Consider the following 15,163-nt stretch of genomic DNA (forward strand, 5'->3'; position numbering starts at 1 on the left):
TTGCTGTGGAACGGGAACCTTCCGAAACGCGGCTCAGGAAGGCGAAGAATACTTTTTGGTGCGCCGCGTCGGCAGCGCCGTGGCCGGATCGTCGGGCCAGAGATGTTTGGGATAGCGTCCCTTCATCTCTTTCTGCACTTCGCGATATGCGCCCTGCCAGAACGCCGCCAGATCGCGCGTAATCTGCAATGGCCGCTGCGCGGGCGAAAGCAGCTCCAGCACCAGCGGAACACGCCCTTCGGCCACGCTGGGATTTTGCGCCTCGCCGAACATTTCCTGAAGCCGCACGGCCAGCGCTGGCGGTTTCTCTTCATCGTAGCGGATCGGCAACCGGCTTCCGGTGGGCACAGTGTAATGAGTTGGCAGCACAGTATCCAGCTGCTGGCGTTGCGACCATGTGAGCAATTGTAATAGCGCGTTGACGCAGTCGATCTGCTTTAGCCCTTTTGCATCGCGCACGCCGTTCATCATCGGCAGCAGCCACTCTTCAAGACTAGCCAACAAGTCTGCCTCGCTGGCCGCTGGCCAGGCCTGCTCCGGCAGCCACTGCGCGGCGCAGACCAGCCGCACGCGCAGCTGCTCTGCCGCTGTTGTCCAGTTCAGCACCGATAACCCTTTGTTGCGGATCCAGCGCAGCATTGCCGGATGCAGTATTTCTTCATCTGGTTTGCTTAACGGCTGCGATTTTAGCACCAGTTCGCCAATTTGCTCGCGACGCCAGGCGGAAAGTGAGCCGCGCTCGTCGTTCCACTCTACCTCTACGCGCTGCCCAACCAGCTGCGGCCGCTGTTTGATCAGCGTATCGATCTCCAGCGGCAAAGCCTGCAATATTCTGGCGTCCGGCTGCGCGCCGCTTTGAAGCAAATTTGGCGCCAGCAGCCATTCGTAACGCGTGAACGCATCTTCGCGATCCAGCATTGCGCCCATGCCGTTAGCCAACTGATAACGTCCTTCCATACCGCGACGCCGGGCGATACGATCGGGAAAAGCGCCCGCCAGCAGGGAAGCCGCCAGCCCCGTATCAACCGCGCCGCCACTTAGCCGCAGCCGCTGTTGCAGCTGTCTGGCCCGCTGCTGCCAGTTAGGCTGGCGACGGTGCAGCGCATCGCGCAGATCGCTACTGCCGCGCGGCGGCTCCTCCAGTATCGCAACCAGCATAGCTGCCGTGGCGACGCTGTCCGCATCATCGCCCGCATCGATCAGCATAGCGGCGAAGCGCGGCTCACTGCCGAGCGCAGCCATTTTTCTGCCCTTGGCCGTCAGTTGGCCTGCCTCAGTAGCTGCGCCGAGCTGGACAAGCAGCCGCTGCGCCTGCGCCAGGTTCGCTGCGGGCGGCGTATCCAGCCAGGTAAGCTGCGCGACGTTATGGCAGCCCCACTGCAGCAAATCCAGCCACAGCGAGCTTAAATCGCTCTGTAATATCTCCGCGTCGCTATGGGCCGCCGCGCGCTCCGCCTGCTCTTTTGCCAGCAGATGCAGGCAAATGCCCGGCTCCAGACGTCCCGCACGTCCGGCGCGCTGGGTCATAGAAGCCTGGCTGACGCGCTGCGTTTGCAGGCGAGTTAAGCCGGTACGCGTATCGAACAGCGCCGTGCGTTCCAGCGCGCTGTCCACTACCAGCCGAATGCCTTCAATCGTCAGGCTGGTTTCCGCGATATTGGTCGCCAGCACCACTTTACGGCGGCCAGCAGGCGCAGGAAGAATAGCCTTGCGCTGATCCGCCAGCGGCAGCGCGCCATATAAAGGAGAGAGATCGACATCGCTGCCGACCAGCGAAGCCAGTTGCGTCTGCACCCGCTGAATTTCTCCTACGCCAGGCAAAAAGAGCAGCAGCGAGCCATGCTCTTCCCGCAGCAGTTCGCTGACCTGGCGGGCGACCGCCTCTTCAAACCGATAGCTGGCAGAGAGGGAAGCATAACGTCGCTCGACGGGGAAAGAACGCCCTTCAGAACAGATTGACGGCGCGTCCGGCAGCAGTTTTTGCAGGCGCTGGTTGTCCAGCGTGGCCGACATCAGCAGGATTTTCAGATCCTCGCGCAGCCCTTGCTGCACGTCCAGCAATAGCGCCAGCGCCAGATCGGCCTGCAGGCTGCGTTCGTGAAACTCATCCAGAATCACCAGCGACACGCCTTCCAGCATTGGATCCTGCTGTAGCATGCGGGTAAGGATGCCTTCCGTGACCACTTCCAGCCGCGTGGACGGCCCGCTACGGCTTTCTGAGCGCATACGATAGCCCACAGTCTGGCCCGGTTCTTCGCCAAGCTGTTCCGCCAGCCGCTGCGCCACGTTGCGCGCCGCCAGCCTGCGCGGCTCCAGCAGCAGAATACGCCCGCTAACCTGCGGCAGAAGCTGCAACGGCAGCCATGTTGATTTTCCCGCGCCGGTCGGTGCCGCCAGCAGCACCTGCGGAGCATCCCGCAGGGCCGCCAGCAGCTCGGGCAATACAGCGCTGACTGGTAATGAACTCACTTCTCTGCTCCTGGCCTTAAGTTGCCGGGCATTGTAGCATTCCTGCTTCTGGAATACCGGAGAGCGCCATGAGCGAGCAAAAAAGAGTGTTTTTCGGCATCGCGCTGCCGGAAGAGAGCAGCCAGAGCGTGATTGAATGGCGAGCCGCGACCTTTGCAGAAGAGACGGGACGCCCGATAGCGGCCGCCAATCTGCATCTGACGCTGGCTTTTCTTGGTGAAATCAGCGCAGAGAAGCGCCGTGCGCTAATACAAATGGCCGGAAAAATTAAACAGCCGCCGTTTACCCTGAAGCTGGACGATGCTGGTCACTGGCCGCGTTCGGGCGTGGTTTGGCTTGGGCCGAAGCAGGCGCCGCGCGGGCTATTGCAGTTGGCTGGTCTTCTGCGCTCACAGGCCGCGCGCAGCGGCTGTTATCAAAGTCCGCTGCCCTTTCATCCGCATGTAACATTGTTCCGTAATGCTCATCAGCCGGTCGCGCTGCCGCCGCGTAATTTCAGCTGGCAGTTTCGCGTAGAGCGCTTTGCGCTTTTCGAGTCGCTGTTCAGTAAAGGCCGCACGCGCTACCGGGAACTGGCGAGCTGGGAGCTGCAACAGGAAATTTTATGAATTTTGATCCGCCGCTGCGCCAGGCCACGCTGGTTAAACGCTATAAACGCTTTCTGGCCGATGTCATTACGCCAGACGGCACAGAGCTGACGCTGCACTGCGCCAATACCGGTGCGATGACCGGCTGCGCTACGCCAGGCGATACCGTGTGGTACTCCACGTCAGAGAGTAAAACCAGGAAATATCCGCATAGCTGGGAACTGACGCAGACCCAGCAGAATCACTGGATCTGCGTTAATACGCTGCGCGCCAATATGCTGGTAAAGGAAGCGTTGCTGGCCGGGCAAATCCCGGCCTTAAGCGGCTACACGGATCTACGCAGCGAAGTGAAGTACGGCACCGAAAAGAGCCGAATTGATTTCCTGTTAAAGGCAGAGGATCGCGTCAACTGCTATATTGAAGTCAAATCCGTGACGCTCTTACAACAGGGTAAGGGCTACTTCCCGGATGCGGTCACCGAGCGGGGCCAGAAGCATCTGCGCGAACTGGCGAAGATTGCGGAAAACGGCGAACGCGCGGTGCTTTTATTTGCCGTTCTGCACTCGGGGATTGAGGACGTCGCCCCGGCGCGTCATATAGATGCACGATACGCAGAACTCATGGCTCAGGCGCGCGCAAGCGGGGTCGAGCTGCTTGCCTGTAAAGCGAGCTTCTCGCCTGAAGGTTTGGTATTAAAGAAGGAACTGATGGTGAATTGTTAAGTCTGACGCAATTAACTGTTATATGAAGGGTCTTAAGTCGCATCAGATACGCTTTTCCTCACAGCCTTGTCAAGGGATGTTCAGGAATAATTGCCAACCTTGATCGCTTCTGCTATTTATAGCGACCTGTTTTTATCCCCGCTGGGGATCGATAGTGCGTGTTATCCAGGAGAAACAACATGCAAGAAGGGCAAAACCGTAAAACCTCGTCCCTGAGTATTCTCGCCATCGCTGGTGTGGAACCTTATCAGGAGAAGCCGGGCGAAGAGTACATGAATGAAGCCCAGCTGGCGCATTTCAAGAAAATCCTTGAAGCCTGGCGTAACCAGCTTCGGGATGAAGTTGATCGCACGGTCACGCATATGCAAGATGAAGCCGCTAACTTCCCCGATCCGGTTGACCGGGCAGCACAGGAAGAAGAGTTCAGTCTTGAACTGCGTAACCGTGACCGCGAGCGCAAACTGATCAAAAAGATCGAGAAGACGCTGAAGAAAGTAGAAGATGACGATTTCGGCTACTGCGATTCCTGCGGCGTTGAAATCGGTATTCGTCGCCTTGAAGCACGTCCTACCGCCGATCTTTGCATCGACTGTAAAACGCTGGCGGAAATCCGCGAAAAACAAATGGCCGGTTAATGGCTAATGGATTGTGCAGTGAGGCTCCGGCTTCACTGCCTGTCTCTGTTTCCGTGTCAACCTGCATCGGGCGCTTCGCCCCTTCCCCTTCCGGTGAACTTCACTTCGGCTCGCTGATCGCCGCGCTTGGCAGTTACCTGCAGGCTCGCTCGCAGCAGGGCAAATGGCTGGTGCGCATCGAAGATATCGATCCGCCTCGTGAAGTGCCGGGTGCCGCGCAGCGCATTCTTCAGCAGCTGGAGCAGTATGGCCTGCACTGGGATGGCGAGGTGCTCTGGCAGTCGCAGCGTCACCAGGCCTATCGGGAAGCGCTGGCCTGGCTTAATGAGCAGGGTCACAGCTATTACTGCACCTGCACGCGCAGCCGTATCCGCCAAATCGGCGGTCTGTATGACGGCTATTGCCGGACGCGCGGCCACGGCCCGGCCGATGCGGCACTGCGTTTACGAGTCGACCAACCCGTTAAGCATTTTTCTGATATTTTGCGTGGCGAAGTGGTTGCCGATGCAGCACTGGCGCAGGAAGACTTTATTATTCATCGCCGCGACGGTTTGTTTGCCTATAACCTGGCCGTGGTGGTGGACGATCATTTCCAGGGCGTGACGGAAATTGTCAGAGGCGCCGATTTGATCGAGCCTACGGTGCGGCAAATCAACCTTTACCAGCGTTTCGGCTGGCCGGTTCCGGGCTATCTGCATCTGCCGCTGGCGGTCAGCGCCGACGGCAACAAGCTTTCCAAGCAGAATCACGCGCCGCCGCTGCCGGAAGGCGATCCACGTCCCGTGCTGGTGCAGGCGCTACGCTTTTTAGGCCAGCCGGTTAGCGAAGGATGGCGGGACGAAACGCTTCCCACGCTGCTGGAAAAAGCTGTCGCCGCCTGGGATTTAACCCGCGTGCCGCGCCGGAATATCCTGTTGCAGGATGGTTAGCGAAAGGTGAACAGGCGCATCCGCTCTGGCCTGAAAAAGGGCAGGATCGGAGATGAGCATTCTCAAACGCGTCGCACTGAGCTATGATTAGCCGCTGTTTTTTATCGCCCAGCTTTAACGTCACTATCGAGGTGTCCCATTTTTACCCGAGTTGCTAATTTTTGCCGAAAAGTTTTGAGCCGCGAAGGCGAAGCGCCCGTTGAGGAGGCAAAAGCGCCTGAGATGACCGTGATCCCGCGCGACGGACATGCTATCTCGCGTAAAGACATCAGTGAAAATGCCCTCAAGGTATTGTACCGACTGAATAAAGCCGGTTATGAGGCCTACCTTGTTGGTGGTGGCGTCCGCGATTTACTGCTGGGCAAAAAACCCAAAGATTTCGATGTGACCACCAACGCCACGCCGGAGCAGATGCGCAAGCTGTTCCGCAACTGCCGTCTGGTTGGCCGCCGCTTTCGCCTGGCCCACGTGATGTTCGGCCCGGAAATCATCGAGGTCGCCACCTTCCGCGGCCATCATGAAGCGGAACAGCAGGAATCCGATCGCAACAGCTCGCAGCGCGGCCAGAACGGCATGCTGCTGCGCGACAATATCTTCGGCACCATTGAAGATGATGCCCAGCGCCGCGATCTGACCATCAACAGCCTCTATTACAGCGTGGCGGATTTCAGCGTGCGCGACTATGTCGGCGGCCTGAAAGATCTCCAGCAGGGCATTATCCGCCTGATTGGCGATCCGGAAACGCGCTACCGCGAAGATCCGGTGCGCATGCTGCGCGTGATCCGCTTTGCCGCCAAACTGGATATGAGCATCGCTGCTGAAACGGCAGAGCCAATCCCACGCCTGGCAACGCTGCTGCACGATATCCCGCCAGCGCGCCTGTTTGAAGAGACGCTGAAGCTGCTGCAGGCCGGTTACGGCTACACCACCTATTTGCAGCTGCGTGAATATCAGCTGTTCCAGCCGCTGTTCCCGCTGATTACCCGTTACTTTACGGATAAGGGCGACAGCAATATGGAACGGATGATCGTTCAGGTGCTGAAAAACACCGATAACCGCATTCATAACGATATGCGCGTGAATCCGGCCTTCCTGTTCTCTGCTATTTTCTGGTATCCGCAACTGGAAGCGGCGCAGAAGATCGCACAGGAGAGCGGCCTGGCCTACTACGATGCTTTTGCGCTGGCGATGAACGACGTGCTGGACGAAGCCTGCCGCTCGCTGGCTATTCCAAAACGCATTACTACGCTGGTGCGCGATATCTGGCAGCTGCAGCTACGCCTTTCTCGCCGTCACGGCAAGCGCGCCTGGAAGCTGATGGAGCATCCTAAATTCCGCGCAGCTTACGATCTGCTGGCGCTACGCGCCGAAGTGGAAAACAACCAGGAGCTGCTGCGCCTCTCAGCCTGGTGGAACGAATTCCAGGTAGCCGCGCCGCCACAGCAGAAAACTATGCTGAATACACTGGGCGACGATCCGGTGCCGCGCCGCCGTACCCGACGCCCGCGCAAGCGCGTGCCTGGCCCACGCCGCGATGGCAGCAACAGCAACGCATGAGGGCGTATCTCGCCTTAGGCAGCAATCTTGCCGATCCTTTGCATCAGGTGCAGTCTGCGCTTGATGCACTGGCCGCATTGCCGCAAACCAGCCTGCGCGCCGTCTCTTCGCTTTACCGCACGCCGCCTTACGGGCCGCCAGATCAGCCAGACTATCTTAATGCCGCCGTGCTGCTGGAAACCGATCTGGCGCCGGAAGCGCTGCTTGACCAGACCCAGCGTATTGAGCTGGAGCATGGCCGCGTCCGCAAGGATGAACGCTGGGGGCCGCGCACGCTGGATCTGGATATTATGCTGTTCGGCGATCTGACGCTAAACACGCCGCGTCTGATCGTGCCGCACTACGATATGCACAATCGCGCCTTTATGCTGGCGCCGCTGCTGGAGATTGCGCCAGAGCTGGTTTTCCCGGACGGTACTCCGCTTAAGACCCTTCTTGCCACCCTGGACAGCAGCGCCATTCGCCCCTGGTAGCCAGGCTACAGCAGTTCCATTAAGATACGCCCACCTAAATTTTTACTCAGAGGTTGTGATGAAACCGACAACGGTCTCCACCCTTCGCCAGTGGAAAAAGAGCGGGCGCAAGTTCGCCTCCATTACCGCTTATGACTTCAGCTTTGCCCGTCTGTTTGCCGATGAAGGCATTCAGGTAATGCTGGTCGGCGATTCGCTTGGCATGGTCGTTCAGGGCCACGACTCCACGCTACCGGTCACGCTGGAAGACATTGTTTATCATACCCGTCTTGTTCGTCGCGGCGCGCCTGCCGCGCTGCTGATGGCCGATCTGCCATTTATGACCTTCGCCACGCCAGAGCAGGCCTGCGCCAGTTCGGCCGAGCTGATGCGCGCGGGCGCCAATATGGTCAAAATCGAAGGCGGCGCCTGGCTGAGCGAAACCGTCCGCCAGCTTACCGATCGCGCCGTACCGGTTTGCGGTCACCTGGGTTTAACGCCGCAGTCGGTGAATATCTTTGGCGGCTATAAGGTGCAGGGCCGCGAAAGCGAGGCGGCAGACAAGCTGCTGGCCGACGCGCTGGCGCTGGAAGCGGCTGGCGCGCAGATGGTAGTGCTGGAATGTGTACCTGTGGAGCTGGCGCAGCGCGTCACCGAGGCGCTGGCTATTCCGGTTATCGGCATCGGCGCGGGCAATGTCACCGATGGCCAAATCCTGGTGATGCATGACGCCTTTGGCATTACCGGCGGGCATATTCCTAAATTCGCCAAAAATTTCCTGCTGGAAGCTGGGGAAATGCGAGCGGCCATTCGGCAATATGTGGCGGAAGTCGAAGCGGGAACGTATCCTGCTGCAGAACACAGTTTTTACTGAGACGGGAGCTGCAAGTGCTGATTATTGAAACTTTACCCATGCTGCGGCGCGAAATCCGTCGCTGGCGCCAGGAAGGCAAGCGCATCGCGCTGGTGCCTACCATGGGCAATCTGCATGACGGTCATATGACGCTGGTGGACGAAGCCCGCGAGCGCGCCGATATCGTTGTCACCACCATTTTCGTTAACCCGATGCAGTTCGAGCGTCCTGACGATCTGGCTCGCTATCCGCGCACGTTACAGGAAGACTGTGAAAAGCTGAACCGCCGCAAGGTCGATTTGGTTTTCGCGCCCGCGCCTGCGGACATCTACCCGCAAGGGCTGGGCGAGCAGACTTTTGTCGAGGTGCCGGGCCTTTCGTCGCTGCTGGAAGGCGCCAGCCGTCCGGGCCATTTTCGCGGCGTCTCCACCATCGTCAGCAAGCTGTTTAACCTGGTCCAGCCCGATCTGGCCTGCTTCGGCGAGAAAGATTTTCAGCAGCTGGCGCTAATCCGCAAAATGGTCGCGGATATGGGCTACGATATTGAAATTGTCGGCGTGCCGACCGTGCGCGCCAAAGATGGCCTGGCGCTCAGCTCACGCAACGGCTACCTGAGCGCGGATGAGCGCAAAATTGCGCCCGCGCTCAGCCGCGTAATGAACAGCATGGCGGAAAGATTGTCCAATGGAGAGCGCCATGTGGATGAGATTATCGCCGATGCGGAAGCCGCCCTGGCGATTCACGGTCTGCGTGCCGATGGCCTGGCGATTGTCGATGCCGAAACGTTACTGCCGCTGACCACCGAGAGCAAAAGCGCGGTGATCCTGATGGCGGCCTGGCTGGGCAAAGCGCGCCTGATAGATAATCAGCAGGTTGATTTAACGGCCTAGCGCCTTTTTATTTTCACCAGAGGTAAAAGATGAACCGTACCATGCTGCAGGGCAAACTACACCGGGTTAAAGTGACCCAGGCAGATCTCAACTATGAAGGCTCCTGCGCCATCGATCAGGATTTTCTGGAGGCTTCCGGCATCCTGCAGTATGAAGCGATCGATATTTATAACGTGACCAACGGCCAGCGTTTTTCCACTTACGCCATCGCCGCCGAACGCGGATCGAAAATCATTTCCGTCAACGGTGCCGCCGCACGCTGCGCCTGCGAGGGCGATATTCTGATTATCTGCTCTTACGTGACCATGCCGGATGCCGAAGCCCGCGAATGGCAGCCGAAGGTCGCCTATTTCGAAGGCGATAACGTGATGAAGCGCCTGGCGAAAGCGGTGCCGGTTCAGGTCGCCTGATCCCCTTTCCGCTCTGTTTTAACGGCGCGCCGTGGCTAAGCCAGGCGCGCCGCCATTTCTGAAAAAAATGAACCTCGCCACACAATTACGCTTCCAGGCTGTTACCGCACGACGGATTACTCTATTTTGTTAATCTTTGGTTAACAAGGCAGCCCTATGATGAACAAGAGCGATCAAGCCGCGCCCGCAAAGCGGATTGCGGTTATCAGCGCTGATTTTGCCCAGCCGCAGCATGGAAAAATGCTGAATGAAATTACCCGCCAGCTCGCCCTGCGTGGCGGCGTGCCGCTGTTGTTTAACGACAGCGGTTCGCTGGCGGAACAGATGCCCGTTGACGGCGCGATTCTGCTGGGCGATATGCCTGCCGAAGCGGCTCCGGTCGGCGTTCCGGCCGTGCACCTGTGCAGCACCCATGCGGAATCTATCGGCGTGGATGACTACAGTGCTGGCGTAGAGATTGGCCGCCTGCTGCTGAGCCAGCACTATCAGCGCTTCGGCTACATGAGCGTCAGCGATCTTCATTCGCCGCGTTTGGCAGGCTATGCCGCCTCGCTGGCAACTGAAGGGATCAGGCTGGATGTGGTGTTAACCGCAGGCGGCAGCGATCGCGAATTGGGCTGGCAGGCGATGACTACCTATCTGAAACAGGCTCGCGCCTCCGAGCGTATTAACGCGCTGTTCTGTGAAAATGATTTGCTGGCCTTTGGCGCTATGCAGGCTATCCGCGATTTCGGGCAAGGCGCGCATATCGGCGTGGTCGGCTTTGGCGATTTGGACGAGGCGCGCGCGACAACCTGGCATCTTACCAGTTGGTCACAGCCCTGCGATTTACAGGTTGCCGAAGCATTGAATCGTTTGCTGGAAGAGCGTACCGATATCGGCGGCGCCTGGCGCGAGGGCCAGCTGCAATGCAGGCACTCCCACCTGGGCAAGGCGAAACCAGGAGAAATGTCGCAATGCGGCTGCGCCATCCGTCATTAGCCGCGCTGACTCCAGGCCTGTAAAAAACAAAACCCGGCGCAAAGCCGGGTTTAGCAAAACAGACAAAATCAGGTACGCAGCCCTCTTCCGCGCTGGATCAGCGTCCAGACCAGCAGATAGAACACCACGATAAAGGCCACGAGCACGCCGAGAGTAAACACCAGCGGCACGTCGTTAATGCCTAAAAAGCCGAAGCGGAAGCCGCTAATCATATAGACGATCGGGTTCAGCTTTGACACCGTCTGCCAGAAAGGCGGCAGCAGCGTTAGCGAGTAGAACACGCCGCCCAGATAGGTCAACGGCGTCAGCACGAAGGTTGGGATCAGGCTGATATCGTCGAAGGTTTTGGCGAAAACCGCGTTCAGCAAGCCCGCCAGCGAGAACAGGATCGCCGTCAGCAGCAGCGTCACTGCCACCATCAGCCAGGAGTGCACATGGAAAGGCACAAAGAACAGCGAAACGGCTGTAACCAGAATACCTACGCAAACGCCGCGCGCTACGCCGCCACCCACGTAGCCCGCAATAATCACATGCGTCGGCACCGGTGCTACCAGCAGCTCCTCAATATTGCGCTGGAACTTGGAGCTGAAGAAAGAAGATGCCACGTTAGCGTAGGCGTTGGTGATCACTGCCATCATAATCAGCCCCGGCACGATAAACTGCATATAGCTGAAGCCGTGCATATCGCCGATACGCGAACCAATCAGGTTGCCGAAGATAATAAAGTAGAGCGTCATAGTGATTACCGGCGGCACCAGCGTCTGGATCCAGATGCGGGCGAAGCGGTTAATCTCTTTTCCCCAGATGCTTTTCAGGGCTACCCAATACAGATGTGTCATGCTTTTTCTCCTTTGCGCCCGTTAACCAGGTCGACAAACAGCTCCTCAAGACGGTTGGCCTTGTTGCGCATACTCAATACCTTTACGCCCTGATGGCTAAGCTGGCTAAATACGCTGTTCAGCCCCTGCTCGCGCATAACTTCTACCTCCAGCGTCGAGGTATCCACCAGCCGGTACTGAAACCCTTCCAGCTGCGGCAGCGGGCTTTTCGCCGCCAGGTCGAAAATAAAGGTTTCCGATTTCAGCTTGGAAAGCAGCCCTTTCATGGTGGTGTTCTCCACCAGCTGGCCGTGCTGAATGATGCCGATATTGCGGCAAAGCATTTCCGCCTCTTCCAGATAGTGGGTGGTGAGGATAATGGTGGTGCCTCTGGCGTTCAGATCCTGCAAAAAGCTCCACATTGAGCGACGCAGTTCGATATCCACGCCGGCTGTCGGCTCATCCAGAATCAGCAACTTTGGCTCGTGCATCAGCGCGCGGGCGATCATCAGGCGGCGCTTCATGCCGCCGGAAAGCATACGCGCGCGCTCGTTGCGCTTATCCCAGAGATCCAGCTGCTTTAAATATTTTTCCGCCCGGCTCAGCGCATCTTTCTTCTCGACGCCGTAAAGGCCCGCCTGGCTGACCACGATTTGCTGCACGGTTTCAAACTGGTTGAAGTTGAATTCCTGCGGCACCAGGCCCAGCTGGCGCTTGGCGTTGACCACATCCTGCTGCAGGTCATAGCCAAACACCCGCACCTTGCCGGAGGTTTTGTTCACCAGCGAGCTGATAATGCCGATAGTGGTAGATTTGCCCGCGCCGTTGGGGCCGAGCAGCGCATAGAAATCGCCCGCTTCGACGTTAAGGTCGATTCCTTTCAAAGCCTGAACGCCGCCTGCATAGGTTTTGGTCAGTTTTTCGAGTTCCAGTGCATAAGTCATAGGTAAAAGTGTGCCCTGTTTTGTATGGTTTTCTTGTTTAGCGTTTTAAATCACAGTTTGATGGCCTATATTACTGCCACGCATATCAAGTTATGGCGCTATAAAAATGAAAGATATTGATACTCTCATCAGTAACAATCGCGAGTGGTCTCGCCTGCTGAAAGAAGAAAACCCGGCTTTTTTTGAACGCCTGTCGCTGGCGCAAAAGCCGCGTTTCCTCTGGATTGGCTGTTCCGACAGCCGTGTACCAGCCGAACGTTTAACCGGCCTGGAGCCGGGCGAACTGTTCGTTCATCGCAACGTGGCTAACCTGGTTATCCATACGGATCTGAACTGCCTTTCCGTTGTTCAGTACGCTGTGGAAGTTCTGCAGGTGGAGCACATCATTATCTGCGGTCACTATGGCTGCGGCGGCGTGCAGGCAGCGGTTGAAAACCCGGAGCTGGGCCTGATCAACAACTGGCTGCTGCATATCCGCGACCTGTGGTACAAGCATAGTTCGGCATTGAAACAGCTGCCGACGCCGGAGCAACGTTTTAACAAACTTTGTGAAATCAACGTGATCGAGCAGGTTTATAACCTCGGCCACTCCACTATCATGCAGTCCGCCTGGAAGCGCGGCCAGAATGTTAAAATTCACGGCTGGGTTTACGGTATTCAGGACGGCCATCTGCATGACCTGGAGGTCGGTGCCTCCAGCATGGACGTGCTGGAACAACGTCACCATGCCGGTATCGCTAACGCGCTGAAAGGCTTGCAAAACCCGAGCTGATTTCGAGTCGGCATCATATATCAGGCCGGAAAATCCGGCCTTAGTTGATCGTGCGGTAAGCTTACTCTTCCAGCATCACTACGTGGCCTACATAAGGCAGATGGCGATAGCGCTGGGCGTAATCGATGCCGTAACCCACGACAAATTTATCCGGGATAGTAAAGCCTACGTACTCCACCGGCACTTCCACTTCCCGCCGCTCAGGCTTATCCAGCAGCGTACAGATCGCCAGCGACTTCGGCTCGCGCAGGCGCAGAATTTCCCGCACTTTGCTCAACGTGTTGCCAGAATCAATAATGTCTTCCACGATCAAAACATCTTTGCCACGGATATCTTCATCCAGATCCTTGAGGATTTTCACATCGCGCGTGGTGGACATGCCGCTGCCGTAGCTGGAAGCCGTCATAAAATCGACTTCGTGCGAGACTTCAATCTTGCGGCAAAGATCCGCCATAAACATAAAGGAGCCGCGCAGCAGGCCGACCAGTACCATTTCGCTGCCGCTGTCGCGATAGTCTTCGGTGATTTGTTGGCCCAGTTCCGCGATACGTTTTGCGATCTCTTGCTCGGAGATCATGACTTCTACAGTGTGTTTCATAGGTTACGTCGATTTCGTCAATGGCTCAGGAGAAGCAGCGAAGTTTATCACATTTTTAGCTGGCTTTTGCGAGACTGCCGTATCCCGTATGGAGAGTAGACGTTCAGACATATAGACTTCCAAATGTGTGTTTTGCCGAATTTAATGATGCATTAAGTTTTAACCTTAGTGTTTTAACTTATTTAAATGCTCAGACCTCACCGTGCTAGCTTATGCTCAGAATAAACCGTTGCCCTCGCGGCAGGAGATCTTATGGCTACGCAACATGCAAAAAAAACGCATCTCGGCGATCGTGAGCTGCAACCCGACACGCAGATGCTAAATTACGGCTTCGATCCGGCGCTGTCAGAAGGCGCGGTTAAGCCGCCTGTGTTTCTGACTTCTACCTTTATCTTTAACAGTGCAGAAGAAGGCCGCGACTTTTTCGATTACGTCTCTGGCCGTCGGGAACCGCCGGAAGGCGAAGGCAACGGTCTGGTCTATTCCCGCTTTAATCATCCCAACAGCGAAATCGTCGAGGATCGCCTGGCGATTTATGAACGCAGCGAAAGCGCGGCGCTGTTCTCTTCCGGCATGTCGGCCATCTCTACCGCGCTGCTGGCCTTCGTCGAGCCTGGCGACGTTATTCTGCATTCACAGCCTTTATATGGCGGCACCGAAACCCTGCTGACTAAAACCTTTCATCGCCTGGGCGTAGCTTCTGTAGGATTCGCCGATGGCGTGAGCGAAGCCTCCGTACAGGCAGCCGCCGCCGAAGCGATAAGCAAAGGGCGCGTCTCGATTATTTTAATTGAGTCACCTGCAAACCCAACCAACAGCCTGGTGGATATCGCGCTGATTAAGCGCGTGGCGGACGAGATCGAACGGCAGCAGCAGCATCGGCCGATCATCGCCTGCGACAATACTTTGCTGGGGCCTGTGTTTCAGCGCCCGATTGAGCATGGCGCGGATCTATCGCTCTATTCGCTGACTAAATATGTTGGCGGGCATTCAGATTTGATCGCTGGCGCGGTAATGGGCAGCAAAGCGCTGGTTAAACAGATTAAAGCACTGCGCAGCGCCATTGGCACCCAGCTCGATCCACACTCCTGCTGGATGATCGGCCGCTCGCTGGAGACGTTATCGCTGCGCATGGAACGTGCCAATGATAACGCTGCCGCCGTCGCGGAGTTTCTGCGCTCGCACGATAAAATCGAAAAGCTGCATTATCTGCCGTTTCTGGAAGTGGGTTCACCTGCCGCGCAGGTTTTTCAGAAACAGTGTAGCGGCGCGGGTTCCACTTTCTCATTCGATGTCGTCGGCGGCCAGGCTGCGGCCTTTAAGCTGCTAAACGCTTTGCAGCTGTTCAAGCTGGCGGTCAGCCTTGGCGGCACCGAATCGCTTGCCAGCCATCCTGCCAGCACTACGCACTCCGGCGTGCCTGCGGACGTTCGCACGCGCATCGGCATTAATGAAGCTACCGTTCGGGTTTCTATCGGCATCGAAAATAAAGACGATCTGATTGAGGATTTGCGGCTGGCGCTGGCGCAGGTTTGATGGCCTGACC

Annotated in this window: 16 protein-coding genes; 12 read left to right on the top strand and 4 right to left on the bottom strand. The window is 57.3% G+C overall.

Features of this window, described 5'->3' with window-relative positions:
* Positions 1 to 33: 33 nt before the first annotated feature.
* The gene (gene hrpB / locus ACETPC_RS13030; protein WP_380181937.1) at positions 34 to 2,469 is read right to left on the bottom strand and encodes an ATP-dependent helicase HrpB; all 2,436 of its coding nucleotides are present in this window, start codon (positions 2,467 to 2,469) and stop codon (positions 34 to 36) included.
* Positions 2,470 to 2,537: 68 nt separating this feature from the next.
* Between hrpB and thpR the strand changes: the two genes are divergently transcribed.
* The 10 genes from thpR (at position 2,538) to ACETPC_RS13080 (ending at position 10,485) form a co-directional block, all read left to right on the top strand.
* Entirely contained in the window at positions 2,538 to 3,077 is a 540-nt protein-coding gene (gene thpR / locus ACETPC_RS13035) for an RNA 2',3'-cyclic phosphodiesterase (RefSeq protein WP_380181938.1), read from the top strand.
* Positions 3,074 to 3,778, top strand: coding sequence for a DNA/RNA nuclease SfsA (gene sfsA / locus ACETPC_RS13040; protein ID WP_380181939.1), 705 nt, complete (start codon positions 3,074 to 3,076; stop codon positions 3,776 to 3,778). The genes thpR and sfsA overlap by 4 nt, the downstream gene beginning before the upstream one ends.
* 179 nt (positions 3,779 to 3,957) lie before the next feature.
* Positions 3,958 to 4,413 carry an RNA polymerase-binding protein DksA gene (gene dksA / locus ACETPC_RS13045; protein WP_246758256.1) on the top strand — a complete coding sequence of 152 codons (456 nt, stop codon included), beginning with the start codon at positions 3,958 to 3,960 and terminating at the stop codon, positions 4,411 to 4,413.
* On the top strand, positions 4,413 to 5,342 hold the full coding sequence (gluQRS, locus tag ACETPC_RS13050; protein WP_380181940.1) for a tRNA glutamyl-Q(34) synthetase GluQRS: 930 nt from the start codon (positions 4,413 to 4,415) through the stop codon (positions 5,340 to 5,342). Before dksA ends, gluQRS begins: the two co-directional genes overlap by 1 nt.
* Positions 5,343 to 5,480: 138 nt before the next feature.
* A complete protein-coding gene (gene pcnB, locus ACETPC_RS13055; protein WP_380182226.1) occupies positions 5,481 to 6,899 on the top strand; it encodes a polynucleotide adenylyltransferase PcnB in 1,419 nt (472 codons plus the stop codon).
* Entirely contained in the window at positions 6,896 to 7,372 is a 477-nt protein-coding gene (gene folK / locus ACETPC_RS13060; protein ID WP_380181941.1) for a 2-amino-4-hydroxy-6-hydroxymethyldihydropteridine diphosphokinase, read from the top strand. Before pcnB ends, folK begins: the two co-directional genes overlap by 4 nt.
* A 58-nt stretch (positions 7,373 to 7,430) precedes the next feature.
* Positions 7,431 to 8,225 (top strand): 3-methyl-2-oxobutanoate hydroxymethyltransferase, encoded by a 795-nt coding sequence (panB, locus tag ACETPC_RS13065; RefSeq protein WP_380181942.1) that lies wholly within the window; start codon positions 7,431 to 7,433, stop codon positions 8,223 to 8,225.
* Positions 8,226 to 8,239: 14 nt separating this feature from the next.
* On the top strand, positions 8,240 to 9,094 hold the full coding sequence (gene panC, locus ACETPC_RS13070) for a pantoate--beta-alanine ligase (RefSeq protein ID WP_380181943.1): 855 nt from the start codon (positions 8,240 to 8,242) through the stop codon (positions 9,092 to 9,094).
* 29 nt (positions 9,095 to 9,123) lie between these two features.
* Positions 9,124 to 9,504 (top strand): aspartate 1-decarboxylase, encoded by a 381-nt coding sequence (gene panD, locus ACETPC_RS13075; protein WP_312045447.1) that lies wholly within the window; start codon positions 9,124 to 9,126, stop codon positions 9,502 to 9,504.
* Positions 9,505 to 9,660: 156 nt separating this feature from the next.
* Positions 9,661 to 10,485 carry a substrate-binding domain-containing protein gene (locus tag ACETPC_RS13080; RefSeq protein ID WP_380181944.1) on the top strand — a complete coding sequence of 275 codons (825 nt, stop codon included), beginning with the start codon at positions 9,661 to 9,663 and terminating at the stop codon, positions 10,483 to 10,485.
* 68 nt (positions 10,486 to 10,553) lie between these two features.
* Here the strand turns inward: ACETPC_RS13080 and ACETPC_RS13085 are convergent, their stop codons facing one another.
* Both ACETPC_RS13085 and ACETPC_RS13090 read right to left on the bottom strand, forming a co-directional pair.
* Positions 10,554 to 11,324, bottom strand: coding sequence for an ABC transporter permease (locus ACETPC_RS13085; protein WP_380181945.1), 771 nt, complete (start codon positions 11,322 to 11,324; stop codon positions 10,554 to 10,556).
* On the bottom strand, positions 11,321 to 12,247 hold the full coding sequence (locus tag ACETPC_RS13090) for an ABC transporter ATP-binding protein (RefSeq protein WP_380181946.1): 927 nt from the start codon (positions 12,245 to 12,247) through the stop codon (positions 11,321 to 11,323). Before ACETPC_RS13090 ends, ACETPC_RS13085 begins: the two co-directional genes overlap by 4 nt.
* A gap of 106 nt (positions 12,248 to 12,353) precedes the next feature.
* Here ACETPC_RS13090 and can point away from each other — a divergent pair, with 106 nt between their 5' ends.
* Positions 12,354 to 13,019 (top strand): carbonate dehydratase, encoded by a 666-nt coding sequence (gene can, locus ACETPC_RS13095; protein ID WP_380181947.1) that lies wholly within the window; start codon positions 12,354 to 12,356, stop codon positions 13,017 to 13,019.
* A gap of 61 nt (positions 13,020 to 13,080) precedes the next feature.
* Here can and hpt read toward each other — a convergent pair whose 3' ends face one another.
* Complete coding sequence (hpt, locus tag ACETPC_RS13100) at positions 13,081 to 13,617, bottom strand: hypoxanthine phosphoribosyltransferase (protein WP_380181948.1); 537 nt, start codon at positions 13,615 to 13,617, stop codon at positions 13,081 to 13,083.
* Between the two features lie 252 nt (positions 13,618 to 13,869).
* Here hpt and ACETPC_RS13105 point away from each other — a divergent pair, with 252 nt between their 5' ends.
* On the top strand, positions 13,870 to 15,153 hold the full coding sequence (locus tag ACETPC_RS13105) for a cystathionine gamma-synthase family protein (protein WP_380181949.1): 1,284 nt from the start codon (positions 13,870 to 13,872) through the stop codon (positions 15,151 to 15,153).
* Positions 15,154 to 15,163 lie beyond the last annotated feature (10 nt).

The organism is Pantoea sp. sgz302252, from assembly GCF_042610525.1.
Taxonomy (GTDB): domain Bacteria; phylum Pseudomonadota; class Gammaproteobacteria; order Enterobacterales; family Enterobacteriaceae; genus Erwinia.